Genomic DNA, 19,803 nt, shown 5'->3' with positions numbered 1-19,803 from the left:
GCCGCCGTGCTCCATCGCCCCGTGCCCCACGCGGCCGAGGAGGAAGGCGCCGTCGCGCTGCGCCTGCCGCCGGCCCTGATGGCGCCGGAGGCCCTGCGCAGCCTGGCCGACCCCACCGCGGAGCGCCTGCTGCCCGAAGTGCCCGAGCGCGTCGCCGCCCCCGCGCTCGCCCAGGCGGGGATCGCGCTCGCCAAGCTTGGCCGGCTGCTGCCCGCCCTGGTCGCCGCCCCGGCGACCGAGGCCGCGGCCGACCGGCGCGGCCTGCTCATGGTCCCCGCGGCCGATGTGCTGGCCTATCCGGCCTCGGCCGCCACCACGCTGACACGCGTGGCCGAGGCGCGCGTGCCGCTCGAGGACGCGCCCGAGGCGCGCATCGTCGCCTTCCGCGCGGCCGATGGCGGCATCGAGCACCTCGCCATCCTGGTAGGCGACCCGGCGAGGACCGCGGCCGAAGGCGGCGCGCCGCTGGTCCGTGCCCATTCTGAATGCTTCACCGGCGACCTGCTGGGCAGCCTGCGCTGCGATTGCGGGCCGCAGCTGCGCGGCGCCATCGCCCGCATGGCGCAGGACCCGGCCGGCGGCGTGCTGCTCTACCTGGCGCAGGAAGGCCGCGGCATCGGCCTGGTGAACAAGCTGCGCGCCTATACGCTGCAGGATGGCGGGCTCGACACGCTCGATGCCAATCGCGCGCTCGGCTACGGCGCCGATGAGCGGAACTTCCTGGTGGCCGCGACCATGCTGCGCGCCGTGGGCGTTGAACGTGTGCGCCTGCTGACCAACAACCCCGACAAGATCGCGGGCCTTGCCGCCTGCGGCATCGCCGTGCAGGGGCGGGAGGCGCATGCCTTCGACCCGAACGGCGTCAATGACGGCTACCTGAAGACCAAGGCGCGCCGCTTCGGGCACCTGCTGCCGGAATGAGCGGCACCGCCCGCGTCACCGCGGACGGGCTGCTGCGCTTCCGGGGAGAGACGCTGCGCTGCGCGCTCGGCGCCGGCGGCGTCCGTGCCGCGAAGCAGGAAGGCGATGGCGCGACGCCCGCGGGCCTGCTGCCCCTGCGCCGCGTCTTCTGGCGTGCCGATCGCGGCCCGCGCCCGGCCTGCGCCGCGCCTGCCGAGCCCCTCGCCCCCGACGATGGCTGGTGCGACGACCCCGCCCATCGCGACTACAACCGCCAGATCCGCCTGCCCCATCCCGCCCGCCACGAACGCCTGTGGCGTGAGGATGACGTCTATGACGTGATCGGCGTGCTCGGCTGGAACGACGCGCCGGTGGTGCGCGACCGCGGCAGCGCGATTTTCTTGCATGTTGCCCGCCCCGGCCTGCCCCCCACCGAAGGCTGCGTCGCCCTGTCCGAACCCGACCTGCGCCGCCTTCTCGCCGCCGGCCTCGCGGCCCTGGAGATCGTGCTCTAGAAGTGACGGGTCACAAGGGCCTTTCGGCCCTTGGCGGGGTGAGGTCCGTAGAGGGGCGGCGCCCCTCTCCGGGTGCCGCCATGAAGATCTGCCAGATCGCCAACGTCGACTTCGCGATGCGCCACTTCCTGCTGCCCTTGATGCGCGGCGCCCGCGCGCGTGGCCATGAGGTGGTCGGCGTCTGCGCGGACGGTGCCCTGCTGGATGTCCCCCGCGCCGAGGGATTCCGCATCGAGACCCCGCCCATGGCACGCAGCCTGAACCCGGTGGCCCAGGCCCGCGCCTTCGCCGCGCTGGTCGCGCTGTTCCGCCGCGAGCGCTTCGACCTGGTGCACGCCCACTTCCCGATCAGCGGCCTGCTCGGCCGGCTCGCCGCGCGCGCCGCCGGCGTGCCGCGCATCGCCTATACCTGCCACGGCTTCCTGTTCAACCAGCCCGGCCCCTGGTGGCGGCGGACGCTCTCGCTGCACATGGAGCGGCTCGGCGGCCGCGTGACCGACACCTTCCTGACGGTGAGCGAGGAGGAGGCGGAGGACGCGAAGCGCCTGCGCATCCATCCGCGCGCGACGCCGGTGCTGAACGGGCGCGACCCTGCGCTGTTCCATCCCGACCCGGCGGCGCGCGCCGCGCTGCGGGCTGAATTCGGCGCCGGGGAGGGCGATTGCGTGATCGCCGCCGTGTCACGGCTGGTCCGCCACAAGGGCCATCCGGAGCTGCTGCGCGCGATGGAGGACACGCCGGAGAACGCCGTGCTGTGGGTGGTGGGCGAAAGGCTGCCCTCCGACCATGGGGAGGACCTCGAGCCCTATTTCGCCCGCGCGGCGGAACGGCTCGGCCGGCGGATCGTGCGGCTGGGCTACCGGCATGATGTCGCGCGCATCCTGGCGGCGGCGGATGCCTATTGCCTGCCCTCGCACTTCGAGGGCCTCCCCATGTCGGTGATCGAGGCGATGCTGACTGGCCTGCCGGTGGTGGCGACCGATATCCGCGGGCCGCGGGAGCAGGTGGTGGACGGGCAGACCGGCTACCTGGTGCCGCCGATGGAGGCCGCGCCGCTGGCGCGCGCGATCACGCGCCTGGCCGAGGATGCGGCGCTGCGGGCGCGGATGGGGGAGGCGGGGCGGCTGCGGGCGCTGGACCGCTTCGACGAGGGTAAGGTGGTCGGGCGGACGCTCGACCTGCTGGGGCTGTAGACACGAGGGGGCTCCGCCCCCTCGCGCTCCCCTGCCGAGGGCCGAAAGGCCCTCGGAACCCAATACTCAGAAGAGCAGGCCCTTCTTGAGCAGGCCGTGCACGCCCTTCTCGCCGTTCACTGTCTGCGTCACGTGGAAATCCACGGCGAGCGAGCAGAACTGGTAGGCATCGGCGTCCGAGAGGTTGGTGCGGGAGCAGATGAAGGCGATCATCTCCCGCAGCGCCTGCTTCATCGCGACGTCCAGGTCCTCGTTCATGCCCATGGTGATGTAGTGCGTCTTCGTCTCGGCGCGCGGCCACTTCAGCACCGGGTCGCGCGCGCCGCCGCCCTTCACCAGGCTCAGGCGGAAATGGCCGGTCAGGCAGATCTCGAGCGCGTTGATGCAGACCTCGCCATCGCCCTGCACGCCGTGGCCGTCGCCGGCGGAGAACAGCGCGCCCTCGTTGAACACGGGCAGGTACAGCGTCGTGCCCTCGGTCAGTTCCTTGTTGTCGAGGTTGCCGCCGATCGCGCGGGGTTCCTTCGTGTTCAGCATCCCCCAGTCGCGCGGCGGGGCCACGCCCATCACGCCGAAGAAGGGGGCGAGCGGCAGGTCGAGCCCGTTCTCCGACGGGCCGAAGGGCAGGCGGCAGGTCCGCTTCGCGCGATCGACCGGGATGTGCAGCGTGCGGCGGTACGGGAAGTCCTCCGGCAGCGTGCCGAACAGCGGGCGGAAGCCGCAGAAGCCCCAATCGGCGCCGAGCTCGATCTTCTCGATGTCGATGCGCAGCGCGTCGCCGGGCTGCGCGCCGCGCACCTCGACCGGGCCGGTGATGACATGGGCGCCGAGCCGCGGCAGCTTCGCGTGGATCTCCCGCAGCGCGGCGGGGACCTCCATCATCTTCTCCTGCGGCGGCATCACCTCCGGCCCGCCGGAGAGGCATTCGAGGATCACGACCTCCCCCGGGTCGATCGAGGCGACCGGCGGGAAGGAGGCGTCGAAGGCCCCCCAGCGGCAATTCGCGACGGAAGCGGCAACGCGTGTCGGTTCGGGCATCTCGTCTGTTCCTAGAGCCAGCCTTTGCGGCGGAAATAGAGGACGGGAAGGATGGCGCTGACAACCATGAGGCTGAGCGCGAGCGGATAGCCGATCGGCCATTCGAGTTCCGGCATGGCCTTGAAGTTCATGCCGTAGATGGACGCGATCAGGGTCGGCGGCATCAGCGCCACCGAGGCCACGGTGAAGGTCTTGATGATCGCGTTCTGCTCCACGTTGATCACGCCGAGCACCGCATCAAGCAGGAACTGTGCCTTCGCGTTGAGGAAGGTCGCGTGTTCCACCAGGGACCGGACGTCGCGCACCAGCGTCTTGATCAGCGGCTGGTTCTCCTTGCGCACGGCCGAGGCCTTCTCGGCGCCGACGAAGGCGAGGATGCGGTTGAGCCCGAGCAGCGTCTCGCTGGTCCGCGTCGTGACTTCCCCGACCTGGCCGAGGGTGATCAGCGTTTCCTTCAGCGCGTCGTCGCGGCGGTTCGCCTTGATGTTGGCGCGGGCGGCGCGGAAGGTGCGCTGGCTGGCGCGGTCCATGTCGCCGGCGACGCGTTCGAGGATGTCGGCGAGCCGGTCCACGATCTGCTCGAACAAATGCAGCATCACGCCGTCCGGCGAGGCCAGCAGCGTGGCCGGCTGCTTCTGCGCCCGCACGCCGAACACGCTGAAGGCCTTGGGCGTCGCATAGCGCACGGTGACGAGCGTCGTGTTGCTGAGGACGAAGGTGATCGCGGTCGAGCCGTATTCGCCGCTGTCCACGCCATAGAGGAAGTTCGCGGTCAGGAAGAGCGCCTCCCCCTCGCGATACAGGCGCGAGGAGCTCTCGATCTCCTGCATCTCCTCCCGCGTCGGGATCTCGAGCGCCAGCGCCTCCTGCACGGCGCGTTCCTCGGCCGGCGTGGGGTTGAGCAGGTCGATCCAGACCGCGCGGCGCAGGTTGCCCGGCTCGCAGGCCGCGGCGGCGGCGGCCTGCGCCTCGGCCGGCAGGGCGGCGGTGATGTCGGAGACGGCGCCTTCCCGCACGCGACAGCGGCCGTCCTCGACCGTCCAGGTCGTCAGCATGGCGGCGGCCTCCTGCTGCAGGGGTGGGGGTGTCTCGGCCGTTATCTAGCCAGGGCGGCGGCCGGGCGCCACCCGCGGATCATGCGGGGTTCGGCAGGTGGAAGCGGCTGGCGACGCCGGGGAAGTCCGCTTCCTCGGCGTGCCGGCCGGACGGGAGCGTGCCGTCGGCGGCGCGCACCAGCTGGCAGGTGGCCATGCCCGCCGCCGCGGCCGCGTCCAGTTCCTCCGCCACGTCCGAGAGGAACAGGATCTCGCCTGGCGGCAGATGCAGCCCCGCGGCGATGGTGGCGTAGGCCGAGGCGTCGCGCTTGCCGCCCACCCTGGTGTCGAAGAAACCGACGAAGAGGCCGGTCAGGTCGCCCGCCTCGGAATGGCCGAACAGCAGCCTCTGCGCCTCGACCGAGCCGGAGGAATAGACCGCGAGCCGCAGCCCCGCGCGCGCCCAGGCGCGCAGGCAGGGGGCGACATCCGGCCAGAGATGACCGCGCAACCGCCCATCCGCATAGCCCGCCCGCCAGATCAGCCCCTGCAGCGCCTTGAGCGGCGTGACCTTCGCGTCCTCCGCCATCCAGCGGCGGAGCGCGGCGCGCGGGTCCTCACCGGGCGCCGCGGCGCGCACCTCGGCCATGATGGCGGCGACCTCAGGTTCCGTCCCGCGCTCGTCGAGGAAGGCGTCGAGCTCCGCCGCGGCGAAGGGGAACAGCGTCTCCTTCACGAAGGCGATGGCGCTCGTCGTGCCCTCGATATCGGTGAGGATGCAGGCCGGGCGCGGCTGCGTCACGCCGCCTCGACCGTCACGGGGATGCGCGCGGCGATGTCGCTGCCGGTGTAGTGCGGCGTCCAGCCCGTGGTGTCGGTGAAGACGCGCAGCGCCGTCACATGCGGCACCGCGCCGGCATCGAACCAGTGCTTCGTGTTGGCGGGCACCGAGATCAGGTCGCCGCGCGTGCAATGCGCGTCGTAGATTTTCCCATCCACATGCATGACGAAGTTACCCGCGCCCTCGTGGAAGAAGCGGACCTCGTCCTCGGTATGGATGTGCTCCGACAGGAACTTCGCGCGGATCGCGTCCTTCTGCGGATGGTCGGCGGTCAGGCGGATCACGTCCGCCGTGCCGGCCGCGGTTTCCTTCAGGAAGGCATCCAGGTGCGGGCGATAGGCCGCCAGCACCGCCTCGGGCTCCGCACCCGCGGGCAGGTCGGCGACCGGCCAGCGCTCGAAGCGCACGCCGATCGGGGCGAGCGCGGCCGCGATCTGCGCGGGGTCGTCGGTCTTGAGCGTCTCGGCGCCGGTCGCGGCGTCGCGGATCGTCAGCAGGCTCATCGCGTGTGCCTCCCTTCCTCCAGGTGACAGAGCAGCATGAACTCCAGGGCCTCGAGCCGGGCCATCGCCTGGTCCATGCCGGAGCCCCATACATAGACGCCGTGGCCGCGGATGACATAGCCCGGCGGCGCATCCGGCGCGGCATCCCAGCGCGCCTCGAGCGCGGCCTGCAGGCGGGGGATGTCCTGGTCGTTGTCGAGCACGGGCAGGTCGGTCGCCGTCTCATGCGTCGGCCCGCCTGGGAAGGCCTTCAGCAGCTCGTAGCCGGCCAGCCGGATCGCGTCGCCCGCGCGGCGCGACAGCACGGTCGCGGCGACCGAATGCCCGTGCAGCACCGCCCCGGCGCCGGGGAAGCGGCGATAGACGCCGCAATGGAGCAGCGTCTCGTAGGACGGCTTCGCCCCTGCATCGAGCGCCCGGCCGGCCAGATCCACGCGGATCACGTCCTCCGCCCCGAGGAAACCCTTGTGGCCGCCGGAGCGGGTGATGGCGACCTCCTCCGCCCCGAGCCGGACGGAGAGGTTGCCGGCGGTGGCGGGCACCCAGCCCAGGCGGTCCATGCGGCGACCGGCCGCGACGATGGCGGCGGCGGCACTGAGCACGCTATCGGCAACGCTCATGCCCGGTGTTCCCCAGGAATGGCGAACCCCGCCGCGCGGCGCGCGACGGGGCTCACGGCACGGTCGGACGCGGCAGTCAGGCGGCGGGGCGGGTATTGCCCGGCGTGGCCTGGGGCTGCGCCTGCGCGGCGGTCGCCTGGCCCTGCTGCGGCCCGGGGATGGTCCCGGCGGGTGCCTGCGGCGTGGCCTGCGCCTCCATGGAGGCGTCCTTCTCGTCCTCCTTGATGTTCTGCTTGAAGGACTTGATGCCCTTGGCCAGGTCGCCCATCAGGCCGCTGATCTTGCCGCTGCCGAACAGCAGCAGGATGACCAGCAGCACGACAAGCCAGTGCCAGATGCTGAACGAACCCATGGCGACGCCTCGATCCCGTTGGGGCCGCCCCGGCGGGGCGGCCGTAACCCTCTATGAACGGGCGGCAACCTAGTGTCCCGGCTGCGCCCTTGCAAATCCAGATGGGCAAGCGGGGGCCTCGCCGCAACGGGTCTTGACTCCGGCGGGCCGCGAAACCACTTACCGCGCTGATCCGGGCCCCTCTGGCGGCCGCGCACCCTCCTGGGCGCGTGTCCGCGATGTCGGATCGCGTGGGAAATCGCGCGATCACGGCCCCCTGTGCGCCGTGTGAGCGCCAGAGAGGAGAGTTTGGGGGATGGAATTCTTTTCGGCCGAATGGCTCGGCAAGCCCTTGTGGATGTGGAAGGGCTTCCTGGGCGTCGTGGTGGTGCTGCTCGCCTTCGACCTCGGCGTGCTGAACCGCAAGGACAAGGAGATGGGGATCGCCCAGAGCCTGTGGCTCTCGGCCTTCTACATCTCGTTCGCGATGCTCTACGGCGCGGGCATCTGGTGGGCCTACGAGGTCGGCGAGCTGACCACGAGCGACGGCACGCATGCCGGCGTGGCGTACTTCACGGGCTTCTTCATCGAGAAGGCGCTGTCGATCGACAACGTCTTCGTCATCAGCCTGATCTTCACCTATTTCGCCATCCCGCGGCAGTACCAGTACCGCGCGCTGGTGTGGGGCATCATCGGCGTGATCGTGCTGCGCGGCATCATGATCGGCCTGGGTGCGGCGCTGGTGCAGCAGTACTCGTGGGTGCTCTACCTGTTCGGCGCCTTCCTCATCGCCACCGGCATCAAGATGCTCGTGGTGCCGGAAGGGGAGCAGGACATCTCGAAGAACCCGGTCGTGAAGTTCATGCGCAAGCACATGCGCGTGTCCGACAACCTGCACGGCCAGAAGTTCTTCGTGCGTGAGACCGACCCGGTCTCCGGCAAGATGGTGCGCGTCGCGACCCCGCTGTTCCTCGCGCTGGTCGTGATCAACATCGCCGACCTGATCTTCGCGGTGGACAGCGTGCCGGCGATCTTCGCCATCACGACCGACACCTTCATCGTCTACACCGCGAACATCATGGCGATCCTGGGCCTGCGCGCGCTCTACTTCGCGCTGGCCGCCATGGTGCACCGCTTCCACTACCTGAAGTACGCGCTGGCGCTCGTGCTGGTGTTCATCGGCGGCAAGATCTTCTGGAACCAGATCGTGGGGAAGGTCGACCCGGCCATCTCGCTCGGCGTGACGCTGGCGATGATCGCGGGCGGCATCTTCTACTCGCTGTGGAAGACCCGGAAGGACACGCCGGTCCCGGCGGAGTAAGGCCGGGGCGGAGTTGCCGGTCGGGCGGACCCGCCCGATCGGTTCCCGACTGGAGCGGGGGAAGGGGAGACCCTTCCCCCGTTTCGCGTTTCACGGCCGCCGCAGACGGGCTCGACCTGCGTGCGGAGGGCATGGCGCGCGGGGCCGGCGTGGCCGCCGCGCGCGAAAGGCGGTCGCTGTCAGCCCTCCGGGCGCAGCCCCAGCCGACGGATGATGCCGCCCCAGCGGGCGATGTCGCTGGCGAGCAGCGCCTGGAATTCCGCCGGATCGCTGCCCACCACGACGAAGCCCGCCGTCTCCAGCGCCCGCCGCTGCTCGGGCACGGCCAGCGCCCGGCCGGCTTCCGCGGCGATGCGTGCGATGCGGTCGGCCGGCATGCCCGCCGGCGCGAACAGCCCGATCCAGGCGACCGCCGGGTCGGCGTTCACGCCGCTCTCGCGCATCGTCGGCACGTCGGGGATGGCGGCGAAGCGCTCGGCGCTGGTCACCGCCAGCGCGCGCACCGTGCCTTCGCGCACCTGCGGCAGCACGCCGCCGGTCGCGGCGAAGAAGGCCTGGATGCGGCCTGCCACGAGGTCCAGCACCGCCTGGCCCACGGCGCGATAGGGCACGTGCACCGCCTCGAACCCCTGGGTGGCGGCGAGGTCCTCCATCACCAGGTGCGACAGCGTGCCGGGGCCCGTCGAGGCATAGGAGATGCGCCCCGGATTGGCCTTGGCATAGGCCACGAACTCGCTCGCCGTGCGCGCGGGGACCGAAGGATGGGTCGCCAGCACGAAGGGCAGGCGCGCCAGCAGCGAGACCGGCGCGAGATCCGTCGCCGGGTCGTATCCCAGCGCCGGGTTCAGGATCTTCGCCGTGCTGCCGGGCCCGCCGATGGTCACGCCCAGCGTGTGGCCGTCGGTCGCGCGCGCGATGGCCTCGGTGCCGATATGCCCGCCGCCGCCCGCGCGGTTGTCCACCACCACCGGCTGGCCGAACACCTGCTGGAAATGCGGCGCCACGGCGCGCGCGGCGAGGTCGGGCGTCGATCCGCCGGGGAAGGCGACGATCATGCGCAGCGGCCGGTCGGGCCAGGCGGCCTGGCCCCACGCCGTGGCGGGCAGGGCAAGGGCGGGCAGCGCGGCCAGGCCGCGGCGGGTGATGGTCATGGCGTGTCCTCCCGGAATCGCGCCTTTGCAGCATGGCGGGGGCGGGCGCGGCAAGCCGGGGAGGGGGCGGCGCAAGGCAATTCATTCCATATAAGGAATAATACTGCCAGCATCCTTCGCCATCATCGCCACCGGAGTTCCCCGCCATGCCCCCCGCCCTCCGCCCGATGCTGCTCGGCCTTGTCCTCCTCGCCTCCCCCGGCTGCGCGACGGTCGCGCTGAATGCCGCGTTGCGCGCCGCCCATCCGGGCCCGGCCTGGGACGGGGAGGTGCGCGTCGCGAGCGAGCCCGGCGGCGCGCGCTGCGCCGTCCTCCGCGGCGACCGGATGGTGGCGGAGGTCCCCGCCACGCCAGGCAGCGTCCGGCTCGACCGGTCCCACGCCGTGCTCGATGTGCGCTGCGCCGCGGAGGGCCACCTCGCTGCCTCCGAACGGCTGCGGCCGCGCGACGACCCCGCGGTGTTCCGCATGGCGCCGAACGGGATCATCGGCGCGACCGCCACCGTCATCAGCGTCGCGAGCGCGCGCACCATGCGCTACCCGGGGGAGGTGACCGTCGCGCTGCCCCCGGCGCGCTTCGCCACCGAGGCCGCGCGGGAGCAATGGTTCGCGGCGCGGCGGGAGACCGTGCTCGCCCGCCGCGCGGCCGACATCGCGCTGGCCGAGGAACGCTGCCGCGCCGAGCCCGGGCAAGGCTGCGATCCGTCGCTGATGGTGATGCGGGAGGAACAGGCGCAGGACCTCGCCGCGCTCGACGCGCTGCGCGGGCAGGCAACCATCGCCCTGGTGCTGGTGGCGGCGGAGTAGCGGCTACCGCGCCTCCGCCATCAGCCGCCCGCCGTGGATGAAGCCGTAGGTCGGGTAGGTGCTTCGGCCGAAATCGTTCACCGGCGGGAACCAGACCCGCACCATCGACCAGTCGTTGTTCGGCGAGACGTCGATCACCGGCTGGTCGCGCGCGACGCGCCCACGGTCCCGCCCCGTCGCCCAGTTCGCGTGGTCCACCCGGACCTCCCGGCTGTTCACCACGCGCGTGACGACCGAGAGGTGCCCCGACCGGTTGCGGTAGGTGCGCATGAAGACCAGCACGGCGCCGACGCGCGGCCGGCTCGACCGGTCGTAGCGCCCCGACGTCGCGGCCGCGTCCCACCACTGCCAGGCATCCCCCGACAGGTCGATGCCCGAGCGTGCCCGCGCGAAGGGCACGCAGGACAGGTCGCCCCCGGCATAGCCCGGCACGTTGCTGCGCGATGGCGAGCCCCCCGGCCCGCCGCAGGCCGCGAGCGAGAGCGCGGCCAGCATCAAGATCATGCGAAGCACGACCCCGAACCCCCTGATTCCCCTGCACAAAGCATAGCAGGAAATCAGGCGGAAGTGGAGCGTTTCGATGCCGGCGCGATGGCCGCGCCCCGTGCGGGGGCGCGGCCAACGGCGGTCAGGACAGCGTCGTCAGGTCCTGGAACCAATGCTGCGCGGGGACATAGCCGCGCACATTGCGCCCGAGCGCCTTCGGGTTGGTGTCGTGCACCACGAAGACCCAGAGCGCCTCGTTCACCACCTTCTCGTGCACGCGGCGCATGATCGCGTCCTGCTCCGCCGTGTCGAAGGAGGCCATCGCCGCGTCCAGCATCCCGTCCATCTCCGCGTCGCGGTAATGGCCGTAGTTCACGCCGACCGGCGCGATCTGGTTGGAATGGAAGAAGCGGATGAAGGCATACAGCGGATCCGACGTCAGGTAGGCGACGTTGTTCGCGGTGATGTTGCCCGCGCGGCTGATATCTCCCGCCGCGCCCTGGCGCCAGGCAGTGTAGAGCACTTCCAGCTCCACGACCTGGAACTCGACGGCGATGCCGACCTCCCGCCAGGCGGATTGGATGTACTCGTTCATCGGCATGGACAGCATCTGCCCCGACCCGCCGGTCGGCACGATGAAGCGCGTGCGCAGCGGGTTCTGGCGGCTGAAGCCGGCGTCCTGCACCAGGCGCCGCGCCGCGTCGATGTCCGTGCGCACCTGGAATTCCGGCCGCCCGAACCAGGGGGAGGAAGGATCGACCACGCCGACGGCCGGCTTGCCGAGGCCGTTGAGCAGCGCGACCACCTCGTCCCGGTTGATGGCGAGGTTGGCCGCGCGGCGCAGCCGCACGTCGCGCCAGGGGGAGCCTTCCAGCAGGCTCAGATGGTAGTTCCAGACATGCGGCGTCACGTTCTCGACGATGCGCGCCCCACCCTGGCGCAGGCGCGGCAGCAGGTCCGGCGCCGGGCTCTCGATGATGTCCACCTGGCCGGAGATCAGCGCGTTGGATCGCGTCGTGGTCTCGGGGGCCACGACGAGGACGACGCGGTCCACCTTCGGCATCCGCCGCGGGTCCCAATACGCCGTGTTGCGAACCAGTTCCGCGCGTTCCCGCGGCACGAGGCGCGCGAGGCGGAACGGCCCTGTGCCTGAAGGCTCCTGCGCGAAGCGGTCCCAGGACCGCCCCAGCCGCTCGTACTGCGCGGGGGAGGAGATCAGGAACCACAGCATCTGGTAAGGGAAGAAGCTGTCGACGGCGCGCGTCGTCACCTCCACCGTCACCGCATCGATCTTGCGGTAGGAGGCAACGGAGGGCAGGCGCGGGCGGACCTGCGCGGCCTGGCGCTGGTCGAAATGCGGTGCCTGATTGTTCAGCACCTTCTCGAAGTTCCAGATCACCGCGTCGGCATCGAAGTCCGACCCGTCATGGAACTTCACCCCCTGGCGGAGGCGGAAGACCCACTTCCTGCGGTCGGAGGGGTCGGCTTCCCAGCTGGTGGCCAGGCCGGGCATCAGCTTCCCCGGCCGGTCGCCCACGTCCATCTCCCAGGCCACGAGCGGGTCGTAAAGGGTGTGGCCGGTGAACTGGTAGGCGCCGGCGCCGCGGTCCGGCTGGCCGGTGGTCTGCGGGATGTCGGCCATGGAGATGCCGTAGCGCAGGACGCGTTCCTGCTGCGCCATGGCGAAGGGCGAAGGCAGGCCCGCGACGCCGGTGGCGGCGGCGCCCAGCAGGGTGCGGCGGGTGAAGGTCATGCGGTGGAAGCCCCCGGTTGCGGTTCTCTGGACCGCGCCCGTTTTGCAACCGCCGTGCCGCCGCTGCGCAACCGCTGTGCCGGGGGAGGAGAACCTCCCGCGAGCTCCCTCCGTTCTCTGTCCGTTGGGGACTGACGCCCCAGGTCGCAAAGAAGGTTGAGGAGGGTCCAGGGGGGAGAAGTTCCCTTCTCCCCCCTGCCTATCCTCGTCAGACCGGCGTGAACATCGGCACCGGCGCGCCGCCTTCTTCCGTCGCCTTGAAGACGAGCTTCACCGTCTGCCCGATCTTCAGCGTGTCGAGGTCGCAATCCACGATGTTCGTGAACACCCGCGGGCCTTCGTCGAGTTCGACATAGGCCGGCGCGTGCGGCTCCTTCGAGCGCATCACGGTGAAGGAGTAGATCGTGCCCGTCCCCTTCGCCTCGACCATCTCGACATTGTTCGACAGGGTGAAGGGCGAGCAACCGCGCGGATACCAGAAGTGCTTGCCGGTGTCCTTGCATAGCCCGATCAGGAAGCGGCCTTCGCGTGCCGCGTCCCAGAAGGGCTTGGTGGTCGGGTCTTCCTTGGGCGCCGGGATGGCGCGGTTCGCAGACATCGTCGCCATTTGTGTCACTCCCGCTCCATGATGAGGGTCGCACCGCCGTGCCGGTGGCCGAGCAGGCCGCCCACGCCGTTGGCCAGCGCCAGCTTGCAGCCCGGCACCTGCACCTTGGCATGCGCTTCGCCGCGCAGCTGGCGCACCGCCTCGATCACCTTGGTCATGCCGCCGCGGTTGGCCGGGTGGTTGTTGCACAAGCCCCCGCCATCCGTGTTGAAGGGCAGCTTGCCGACGCCCGAGATCAGGTTGCCGTCGGCCACGAACTTGCCGCCCTGGCCTTTCGCGCAGAAGCCGAGATCCTCGAGCTGCATCAGCACCGTGATGGTGAAGCTGTCGTAGATCGAGGCGTACTGGATGTCGGACGGCTTCACGCCCGCTTCCGCGAAGGCCGCCGCACCCGACTGCCGCACCGCGGAGTAGCTGAGGTCGATGCCGCCGCCCGCCTGGTTCTTGGTCGCCTCGGCGCAGCCGAGCACCTTCACCAGGGGACGCTTCAGCGACTTCGCGATTTCCGGCCGTGCGACGATCAGCGCGCCGCCGCCGTCGGAGATGACGCAGCAATCGAGCCGGTGCAGCGGGTCCGCCACCATGGGCGAGTTCACCACATCCTCGACCGTCACGGGCTTGGGCAGCATGGCGTGCGGGTTGTGCTGCGCGTGCTGGGACGCGGCGACCTTGATCCAGGCGAGCTGCTCGGAGGTCGTGCCGTATTCGTACATGTGCCGTTGCGCGACCATGGCGTAGGAGGTGACCACGGTGCGCGCCATCGGGATCTCGAACGGGTCGTCCGGGATGTTCGGCGCCCAGGAGCGCGGCACGGTGCCGGTCGCCATGCCTTCGGCGCGCGGCCGGCCGGCCAGCGTGATCAGCGCGACATTGCAGCGCCCTTCCTTGATGGCCTGCGCCGCGTGGCCGACATGCATGACGTAGGAGCAGCCGCCCATGTCGCTGGAATCGACGTGGCGGAGCTTCGTCAGCCCCATGTAGTCGGCCATGTTGATCGGGCCGAGGCCGGGGGCGGCCGCGGTGCAGAAGAAGCCGTCCACGTCGTCCTTGGACAGGCCGGCATCCTGCAGGGCGCCGTAGGCGACCTCCGCATGGAGCTGCGCGACCGACTGGCCTTCCGCCTTGCGCGTCGGGTGCTCGAAGGCCCCGACGACATAGGCTGCGCCGTTGATGCTCATGGCGTGCCCGTTTCCTCCTGGTGGTTGGTGCGGGCGGCAGGGAAGCAGCGGCGGGCGCGCCTGTCGAGGGGGCCGGGGCGGATCGCGCATGGCCGGTTTCAGCCATGCGCGCGGCGATGCCTGAGAAATGCGGCCTAGGGTGCGTCGAGCCCCTTCGCCCGCAGCGCCTCCGGCGTGCAGGCCGCGGCGAGGGCATCGAGCAGCGCGCGCCCTGTCGCCGAGCCTGCGAAGGCCGCGCCCGAGAAGACCGCAAGCGTGTTCGCCCCTTCCGGCAGCGGCCCGACCACCTCGATGCCCGTCACCTCTATCAACTCGCTCACCTGCTGGAAGGCGATGGCGGCCTCACCGCTGACGAGACGTTCCGCGGTGAAGCCCTGCGGGATGACGATGGCTTTCGCGTTGACCTCCGCCGCGATGCCGAGGCGTTCGATCAGATCCGCGAAGAAGATCCCCGAGGCCCCGGCGCGCGAATAGCAAAGCGTCGGGACCGCCAGCAGCAGCCGCCGCAGCGCATCGACGGAGGAAATGTCCGGATGCGGCGCGCCCGCCTTCACGGCAAGCCCGACGCGCGAATGGGCGAGCGGCCGCGCCGTCGCCGAATCGAGCACGCCTTCGGCGCCGAGGGCGGCGATCGCTTCCGCCGTCAGCACCGCGGCATCGGCGCGCTCCCCGGCGCGGATGCGCGCTTCGAGCGCCCGGGTCGGCGCGAGATCGACCTCGATAGGCGCACCCAGCGCGGCCTCGATGGAAGGCCGCGCCGCGCGCAGCAGGCCGGCGATGGCAAGGGTGGACATCAGGCGTGGCATGGCGGACTCCGCGTCGCGCAGGGTCAGCCGCGCGGAGCGACGCCTTCTGCCGGCGCACTCTGCCCGGCCGCGGCCGCAGGTGCCAGATCCGGGCAGGTTGTCCGGAAGCCTTCGGCCTCGCGGCCGTGGCGTGCCGGCGGCGGTGGGAAGGCGCCGGGATACAGCTCGGCCAGCATGCGCTGCGCGACCACGCCGACCGCGATCCCGACATCGGCGTTCAGCATGCGTCCCTGCTCGGCCGTCGCGGCGAAGTAGCGACGCGGCTCGGCGCGCCAGTGCCACAGGCCGGCCTGGGCCCCGGAGGGCCCGGCGTCCTCCGCGCTCTCTGTGATCTGCGCGCTGAAGGACAGGGTGAGCACCATCGGCGTGTTCCCACCACCGATGATGGCCGGATCGCGCTCCATGCTCAGCGCAACGTGGTTCACCTGCACGCGCAGGACCGGGCCCGTCCCTGCGGCCGGCACCAGCCGCCCCGCGGAGCGCGCGACCAGCGTGTCCCTGAGGCAGTCGCCGAGCCGTCCGGGGTTCAGCAGGCGGCGTACCGTCGCGACGGCGGCCTCCGCCTCCTGCGGCGAGTGCACGTCCTGGGCCAGGGCACGGGCGCCCTCGGCCAATCCAGCGCCGAGACCGACGGCCATCCCCACGGGCACGGCAAGGATCGCGGCCGGCGGGGCCATCACGCCCAGGACAAGTCCACCGGCGATGGGGTAGAGGATCGCGCCCGCCACCGAGCGCGCGGCCTGCTCGCCGCCCGACCGGGGTGCTGGAGCGGAGGGCTCGACGAAGACCGCGTCGCTGCCCCGCGCCATGCCGAGTGTCGGGGGAACCCTGGCCGATGGCACGGGCAAGGGGGTTACGGTGATGAGGTCATCGGGCTGCTGCGCGCAGGCCGCAGCGAGCAGCACGACCACGAAGACTGGCAGCATCGGCCCCCGCCGCGTCCGACGGCGTGCTGACGGATCGAGAACGCGTGGCATGGGATGCGCCTCCTCAAGGCGCAGTGAGAGCCATCGCTGCGCGCACCACCTTGATGCGGCGCAAGCCCGCACTCTTGACGTCGTCCATGCGTCCCCGCCACCTGCGCGTGATTGCATCGGACCTCGCCATGACCCCGACCTTCGCCGAGATCACCGCCCCGCGCCCGGACAAGGCCTCGCTCGCCGCGCAGCATGCCGCGATCGATGCGCGGCTCGATGCCGGGGACCGCGCCGGCGCGCTCGCGCTCTGGGACCAGGCGCGGCGGGACTACGACACCTGGTCCGCGCTGGTGCATCTGCGCTTCGCGCAGGACACGAAGGATGCGCAGGCGGTGGCCGAACGCGAATACGCCGACGGGCTGGCGCCGGAGGCCGCGACGCATGAGACCGCGCTGAAGCGCCGCCTGCTGGCGGATGCCGACCGCGCGGGGCTCGAGGCATCGGCCGGCGCGCATGCCGTGGCCCTGTGGGAGACCGACGTCACCGCCTTCGACCCCGCCATCGCGGCGGAGAGCGAGGAAGAAAGCCGCCTGTCCGCGCGCTACACCGCGCTGATGGCCAGTGCGCGCGTCGCGGTGCGCGGCAAGGAGGTGAACCTCGCCGGCCTCGCCCCCTTCGCCGAGGACCCGGACCGCGCGCTGCGGCAGGAGGCCGAGGCGGCGCGCTGGTCCTTCCTCGCCGCGAACGGGGAGGAGCTGGATTCGATCTATGACGGGCTGGTGCGGCTGCGCACGACCATGGCGCGCAAGCTGGGTGATGCGACCTTCACGCCGCTCGGCTACCGGCGGATGCGGCGTCTCGACTACGGCCCGGCCGATGTGGCGCGCTACCGCGACGCCGTCGCGCGCCACGTCACGCCGCTGGTCGCGCGGCTGCTGGAACGGCGCCGCGCGCGCCAGGGCTGGGACCGGCTGATGTACTGGGACGAGGCGCTGATCGATCCCACCGGCAACCCGAAGCCCGAAGGCGACCACGACACGCTGGTGCTGGCGGCGCAGGAGATGTTCTCCCGCATGCATCCGCGCATGGCCGAGTTCTACGCCATGATGCGCCAGGGCGGGTTCCTGGATCTCAAGAACCGGCCGGGCAAGGCGGGGGGCGGCTTCTGCACGTCGTTCCCCACGGTCGGCGTGCCCTTCATCTTCGCCAACTTCAACGGCACGCACCACGACATCGGCGTCTTCACGCATGAGATGGGCCACGCCTACCAGGCCTGGGAAAGCCGCCACCAGCCGGGCATCGACTACCTGTGGCCCACGATGGAGGCGGCGGAGATCCACTCCATGGGCCTCGAATACCTCACGCACCCGCATATGGGCCTGCTGGTGGGCGATGACGCCGCGGAGCGCTACCGGCGCATGCACCTGGAATCCGCGCTTATGTTCCTGCCCTACGGCGTCTGCGTGGATCACTTCCAGCACGAGGTCTACGCCAACCCGGATGCGAGCCCGGCCGAGCGCCACGCGATCTGGCAGCGGCTGGAACGCCACTACATGCCCTGGACCGACTACGGCGACCTCGCCTACCCGGCCAAGGGCGGGCGCTGGCAGGCCAAGGCGCACATCTACGGCAGCCCCTTCTACTACATCGACTACACGCTGGCGCTGTGCGTCGCGCTGCAGTTCTGGGTCTGGTCGCGGCGCGAACCGGCCGCCGCACTCGACGCCTATGTCGCGCTCTGCGGTCGCGGCGGCTCGATGCCCTTCCAGGGGCTGGTGGCGAGCACGGGCCTGACCTCCCCCTTCGCGGAGGGCGCGCTGGAGGCGGTGGTGCGCGACGCGGCGGAAATGCTGGGCACGTAACGAACGCTTGCGCGTCGCGCGCGCGCGCCGGATGCTTTCCCCGTCGCAGGAGGACCCATCCATGCCCACGCGCCGCACCGCCCTCGGCCTGCTCGGCGCCGCGCTCGCGGCGCGCGGGGCGGCCGCGCAGGGCTTCCCGTCCCGCCCCGTCCGCATCCTCATTCCCTATCCGCCGGGCGGGGGGACGGATGCGCTGGTGCGGCCCTTCTCCGAGCGCTTCCGCCTGCGCCTGGGCCAGCCCGTCGTCATCGAGAACCGCGGCGGGGCTGCGACGAATATCGGCATGGAGGCCGCCGCGCGCAGCGCGCCGGACGGGCACACGCTGATCGTCAACGCCGACAACGTCGCCTATTTCCCCTTCCTCTATCGCAGCCTGCCCTACGACCTGTTCCGCGACTTCGCCCCTGTCGGCTACATGGCCGAGACGCCGCTCGTCATCGCCGTGAACCCCGCGGTGCCGGCCGCGACGCTGGAGGACTTCGTCGCGTTGGCGAAGGCGAGCCCCGACCGCTTCTCCTTCGCCAACCCCTCCGTCGGCTCCCCGCACCACCTGGGGTTCGAGCTGTTCGCGCGCGAAGCCGGCATCCGCATGGTGCAGGCGCAGTATCGCGGCGGCGGGCCGGCGACGAACGACGTCATCGCGGGCCATGTCCATATGGGCGTGTTCAGCCTGGGCAGCGTCAGCCGGCATTTCGCCGCCGGCACGCTGAAGCCCTATGCGCTGCTCTCCCCGCGCCGGTCCGCCATCGCGCCCGACATCCCGACCACGGCGGAAGCCGGCCTGCCGCGCGCGGTCAACGCGCTGCGCTTCCTGCTGCTCGCCCCCGCCGGCACGCCGCGGGAGGTGGTGGCGACGCTGCACGCCGCGATGGCGGCGACGCTCGCCGAGCCCGAGCTCGTCGCGCAGCTCACCGCCGCGGGCTTCGAGATCACCGTCTCGACGCCCGAGGAAGCGGCGGCGGCGCTGCGCGCGGAACGCGACCGCTGGGCGCCGATCCTGCCCGGCCTCAACCTCGACCTCGGCTGAAGGAGCGCGCCATGGCCGTGCTGGACATTCCGGGCGACGCCGCCCGCGCCGTCGCCACCGTGCGGCAGGGCGGCGTCGTGATCATGCCGATGGATGTCGGCTATGCCGGCATCGGCGGTTGCCACGACGCGCTGATGCGCTTCTTCCGGGCGAAGGGGCGCGGCGCGCACAAGCGCAACGCCATGCTCGGCAACCTCGACCTGCATGATGACCTGCAGCTGCTCGATGCGCGGGCGAAGACGATGGTGCGCGCGCTGGTCGAGGACCACGACCTGCCCGTCGCCGTCATCTCCGCCTTCCGCCAGGACCACCCGCTGCTGCGCGCGCTGGGGGAGGAAGCGCTGGCGGCGAGCACCGATGGCGGCACGCTGGCCATGCTGCTCAATGCCGGGCGGTTCGAGGCGGAGATCACCCGCCAGGCGGCCGAGCAGGGCCAGCCGCTGTTCGGATCCTCCGCCAACGCGACCGGCACGGGTACGCGCTTCCGCGTCGAGGACATCCAGCCCGAGATCCGCGCCGCCGCCGACCTCGTCGTCGATTACGGGCTGCAGAAGTTCCACCGCTATCGCCGGTCCTCCACCATGATCGACTTCCGCAGCATGGAGGTCGTGCGCATCGGCTCCTGCTACGAGGTGATCGCGGATGTGCTGAAGCGGTCCTTCGGGGTCGAGCTGCCGCCCGACCCGGGGCTCGATGCGCTGCCCTCCGGCCATCTGCGGGAAGCACAGCGCGCCTACGTCTGAGTCGTTCCTCGCCCTCAGGCGCCGGGCGCGCGCGCCGCGCGCTTGGCTTACGCGCCCTGCACGGGCGCACCCGGCACGGGTGGCGGGTTGGGCGCGGTCGCGCATGCGCGCTCCCGGATCGCGGCCGGGCAGATCCGAAGAGCACACGTCTCAACTTCAGTTCCACTTGAA

General features: G+C 71.4%; 21 protein-coding genes. 8 read left to right on the top strand and 13 right to left on the bottom strand.

Going from position 1 to position 19,803, the window contains the following annotated elements:
• The 3 genes from HW577_RS07715 to HW577_RS07705 all read left to right on the top strand — a co-directional run.
• A partial coding sequence (locus HW577_RS07715) for a GTP cyclohydrolase II (protein WP_232474758.1) occupies positions 1–921 on the top strand: 921 nt, incomplete at its 5' end.
• Positions 918–1,415 carry a L,D-transpeptidase family protein gene (locus HW577_RS07710; RefSeq protein ID WP_198375559.1) on the top strand — a complete coding sequence of 166 codons (498 nt, stop codon included), beginning with the start codon at positions 918–920 and terminating at the stop codon, positions 1,413–1,415. The genes HW577_RS07715 and HW577_RS07710, both read left to right, overlap by 4 nt.
• An 80-nt stretch (positions 1,416–1,495) precedes the next feature.
• Entirely contained in the window at positions 1,496–2,608 is a 1,113-nt protein-coding gene (locus HW577_RS07705) for a glycosyltransferase family 4 protein (protein ID WP_198375558.1), read from the top strand.
• Between the two features lie 66 nt (positions 2,609–2,674).
• On the opposite strand, the gene HW577_RS07700 is transcribed toward HW577_RS07705, so the two are convergent.
• The 6 genes from HW577_RS07700 to HW577_RS07675 form a co-directional block, all read right to left on the bottom strand.
• Positions 2,675–3,646, bottom strand: a complete 972-nt coding sequence (locus tag HW577_RS07700; RefSeq protein ID WP_198375557.1) for an acetamidase/formamidase family protein — start codon at positions 3,644–3,646, stop codon at positions 2,675–2,677.
• Between the two features lie 11 nt (positions 3,647–3,657).
• Entirely contained in the window at positions 3,658–4,701 is a 1,044-nt protein-coding gene (corA, locus tag HW577_RS07695) for a magnesium/cobalt transporter CorA (protein ID WP_198375556.1), read from the bottom strand.
• Positions 4,702–4,780: 79 nt separating this feature from the next.
• Positions 4,781–5,482 (bottom strand): acireductone synthase, encoded by a 702-nt coding sequence (gene mtnC, locus HW577_RS07690; RefSeq protein WP_198375555.1) that lies wholly within the window; start codon positions 5,480–5,482, stop codon positions 4,781–4,783.
• A complete protein-coding gene (locus HW577_RS07685; protein WP_198375554.1) occupies positions 5,479–6,024 on the bottom strand; it encodes a 1,2-dihydroxy-3-keto-5-methylthiopentene dioxygenase in 546 nt (181 codons plus the stop codon). Before HW577_RS07685 ends, mtnC begins: the two co-directional genes overlap by 4 nt.
• The gene (locus HW577_RS07680; protein ID WP_198375553.1) at positions 6,021–6,644 is read right to left on the bottom strand and encodes a methylthioribulose 1-phosphate dehydratase; all 624 of its coding nucleotides are present in this window, start codon (positions 6,642–6,644) and stop codon (positions 6,021–6,023) included. Before HW577_RS07680 ends, HW577_RS07685 begins: the two co-directional genes overlap by 4 nt.
• Positions 6,645–6,720: 76 nt before the next feature.
• Positions 6,721–6,996 (bottom strand): twin-arginine translocase TatA/TatE family subunit, encoded by a 276-nt coding sequence (locus tag HW577_RS07675; protein WP_198375552.1) that lies wholly within the window; start codon positions 6,994–6,996, stop codon positions 6,721–6,723.
• Positions 6,997–7,291: 295 nt separating this feature from the next.
• Here HW577_RS07675 and HW577_RS07670 point away from each other — a divergent pair, with 295 nt between their 5' ends.
• Positions 7,292–8,296: a TerC family protein gene (locus HW577_RS07670; protein WP_198375551.1), complete on the top strand. Its 1,005-nt coding sequence runs from the start codon at positions 7,292–7,294 to the stop codon at positions 8,294–8,296.
• A gap of 179 nt (positions 8,297–8,475) precedes the next feature.
• Here HW577_RS07670 and HW577_RS07665 read toward each other — a convergent pair whose 3' ends face one another.
• Positions 8,476–9,447 carry a Bug family tripartite tricarboxylate transporter substrate binding protein gene (locus HW577_RS07665; RefSeq protein WP_198375550.1) on the bottom strand — a complete coding sequence of 324 codons (972 nt, stop codon included), beginning with the start codon at positions 9,445–9,447 and terminating at the stop codon, positions 8,476–8,478.
• Positions 9,448–9,593: 146 nt separating this feature from the next.
• Here HW577_RS07665 and HW577_RS07660 point away from each other — a divergent pair, with 146 nt between their 5' ends.
• Positions 9,594–10,253 (top strand): hypothetical protein, encoded by a 660-nt coding sequence (locus tag HW577_RS07660; protein ID WP_198375549.1) that lies wholly within the window; start codon positions 9,594–9,596, stop codon positions 10,251–10,253.
• A gap of 3 nt (positions 10,254–10,256) precedes the next feature.
• Here HW577_RS07660 and HW577_RS07655 read toward each other — a convergent pair whose 3' ends face one another.
• The 6 genes from HW577_RS07655 to HW577_RS07630 all read right to left on the bottom strand — a co-directional run bounded on the left by HW577_RS07655 (position 10,257) and on the right by HW577_RS07630 (position 16,060).
• On the bottom strand, positions 10,257–10,757 hold the full coding sequence (locus HW577_RS07655; RefSeq protein WP_232474759.1) for a CHAP domain-containing protein: 501 nt from the start codon (positions 10,755–10,757) through the stop codon (positions 10,257–10,259).
• 124 nt (positions 10,758–10,881) lie between these two features.
• Positions 10,882–12,492: an ABC transporter substrate-binding protein gene (locus HW577_RS07650; RefSeq protein ID WP_198375547.1), complete on the bottom strand. Its 1,611-nt coding sequence runs from the start codon at positions 12,490–12,492 to the stop codon at positions 10,882–10,884.
• A gap of 208 nt (positions 12,493–12,700) precedes the next feature.
• Positions 12,701–13,099 (bottom strand): Zn-ribbon domain-containing OB-fold protein, encoded by a 399-nt coding sequence (locus HW577_RS07645; protein ID WP_198375546.1) that lies wholly within the window; start codon positions 13,097–13,099, stop codon positions 12,701–12,703.
• 5 nt (positions 13,100–13,104) lie between these two features.
• Entirely contained in the window at positions 13,105–14,277 is a 1,173-nt protein-coding gene (locus HW577_RS07640; RefSeq protein ID WP_198375545.1) for a thiolase domain-containing protein, read from the bottom strand.
• A 134-nt stretch (positions 14,278–14,411) separates the two neighbouring features.
• A complete protein-coding gene (locus HW577_RS07635) occupies positions 14,412–15,083 on the bottom strand; it encodes a substrate-binding domain-containing protein (protein ID WP_198375544.1) in 672 nt (223 codons plus the stop codon).
• A 23-nt stretch (positions 15,084–15,106) separates the two neighbouring features.
• Positions 15,107–16,060 carry a hypothetical protein gene (locus tag HW577_RS07630; RefSeq protein WP_198375543.1) on the bottom strand — a complete coding sequence of 318 codons (954 nt, stop codon included), beginning with the start codon at positions 16,058–16,060 and terminating at the stop codon, positions 15,107–15,109.
• Positions 16,061–16,188: 128 nt separating this feature from the next.
• On the opposite strand from HW577_RS07630, the gene HW577_RS07625 reads away from it, so the two are divergent.
• From HW577_RS07625 to HW577_RS07615, 3 genes are all read left to right on the top strand, one after another.
• Positions 16,189–17,862, top strand: a complete 1,674-nt coding sequence (locus tag HW577_RS07625; protein WP_198375542.1) for a M3 family oligoendopeptidase — start codon at positions 16,189–16,191, stop codon at positions 17,860–17,862.
• A 61-nt stretch (positions 17,863–17,923) separates the two neighbouring features.
• The gene (locus HW577_RS07620) at positions 17,924–18,889 is read left to right on the top strand and encodes a Bug family tripartite tricarboxylate transporter substrate binding protein (RefSeq protein ID WP_198375541.1); all 966 of its coding nucleotides are present in this window, start codon (positions 17,924–17,926) and stop codon (positions 18,887–18,889) included.
• 11 nt (positions 18,890–18,900) lie between these two features.
• On the top strand, positions 18,901–19,632 hold the full coding sequence (locus HW577_RS07615; RefSeq protein WP_198375540.1) for a Sua5/YciO/YrdC/YwlC family protein: 732 nt from the start codon (positions 18,901–18,903) through the stop codon (positions 19,630–19,632).
• Positions 19,633–19,803 lie beyond the last annotated feature (171 nt).

The sequence above is a fragment of the Neoroseomonas rubea genome, assembly GCF_016106015.1.
GTDB classification, from domain to species: Bacteria; Pseudomonadota; Alphaproteobacteria; order Acetobacterales; family Acetobacteraceae; genus Neoroseomonas; species Neoroseomonas rubea.
Note: the sequence above shows the minus strand (reverse complement) of the source record. Positions and strands in the feature narration are given on the sequence as shown.

Excerpts from the sequence above, each read along its gene's own strand:
- HW577_RS07710 (WP_198375559.1), top strand. The coding sequence starts at position 918 with ATGAGCGGCACCGCCCGCGTCACCGCGGACGGGCTGCTGCGCTTCCGG.
- HW577_RS07705 (WP_198375558.1), top strand. The coding sequence starts at position 1,496 with ATGAAGATCTGCCAGATCGCCAACGTCGACTTCGCGATGCGCCACTTC.
- HW577_RS07700 (WP_198375557.1), bottom strand. The coding sequence starts at position 3,646 with ATGCCCGAACCGACACGCGTTGCCGCTTCCGTCGCGAATTGCCGCTGG.
- corA (WP_198375556.1), bottom strand. The coding sequence starts at position 4,701 with ATGCTGACGACCTGGACGGTCGAGGACGGCCGCTGTCGCGTGCGGGAA.
- HW577_RS07685 (WP_198375554.1), bottom strand. The coding sequence starts at position 6,024 with ATGAGCCTGCTGACGATCCGCGACGCCGCGACCGGCGCCGAGACGCTC.
- HW577_RS07680 (WP_198375553.1), bottom strand. The coding sequence starts at position 6,644 with ATGAGCGTTGCCGATAGCGTGCTCAGTGCCGCCGCCGCCATCGTCGCG.
- HW577_RS07675 (WP_198375552.1), bottom strand. The coding sequence starts at position 6,996 with ATGGGTTCGTTCAGCATCTGGCACTGGCTTGTCGTGCTGCTGGTCATC.
- HW577_RS07670 (WP_198375551.1), top strand. The coding sequence starts at position 7,292 with ATGGAATTCTTTTCGGCCGAATGGCTCGGCAAGCCCTTGTGGATGTGG.
- HW577_RS07665 (WP_198375550.1), bottom strand. The coding sequence starts at position 9,447 with ATGACCATCACCCGCCGCGGCCTGGCCGCGCTGCCCGCCCTTGCCCTG.
- HW577_RS07660 (WP_198375549.1), top strand. The coding sequence starts at position 9,594 with ATGCCCCCCGCCCTCCGCCCGATGCTGCTCGGCCTTGTCCTCCTCGCC.
- HW577_RS07655 (WP_232474759.1), bottom strand. The coding sequence starts at position 10,757 with ATGATCTTGATGCTGGCCGCGCTCTCGCTCGCGGCCTGCGGCGGGCCG.
- HW577_RS07650 (WP_198375547.1), bottom strand. The coding sequence starts at position 12,492 with ATGACCTTCACCCGCCGCACCCTGCTGGGCGCCGCCGCCACCGGCGTC.
- HW577_RS07645 (WP_198375546.1), bottom strand. The coding sequence starts at position 13,099 with ATGGCGACGATGTCTGCGAACCGCGCCATCCCGGCGCCCAAGGAAGAC.
- HW577_RS07640 (WP_198375545.1), bottom strand. The coding sequence starts at position 14,277 with ATGAGCATCAACGGCGCAGCCTATGTCGTCGGGGCCTTCGAGCACCCG.
- HW577_RS07635 (WP_198375544.1), bottom strand. The coding sequence starts at position 15,083 with ATGCCACGCCTGATGTCCACCCTTGCCATCGCCGGCCTGCTGCGCGCG.
- HW577_RS07630 (WP_198375543.1), bottom strand. The coding sequence starts at position 16,060 with ATGCCACGCGTTCTCGATCCGTCAGCACGCCGTCGGACGCGGCGGGGG.
- HW577_RS07625 (WP_198375542.1), top strand. The coding sequence starts at position 16,189 with ATGACCCCGACCTTCGCCGAGATCACCGCCCCGCGCCCGGACAAGGCC.
- HW577_RS07620 (WP_198375541.1), top strand. The coding sequence starts at position 17,924 with ATGCCCACGCGCCGCACCGCCCTCGGCCTGCTCGGCGCCGCGCTCGCG.
- HW577_RS07615 (WP_198375540.1), top strand. The coding sequence starts at position 18,901 with ATGGCCGTGCTGGACATTCCGGGCGACGCCGCCCGCGCCGTCGCCACC.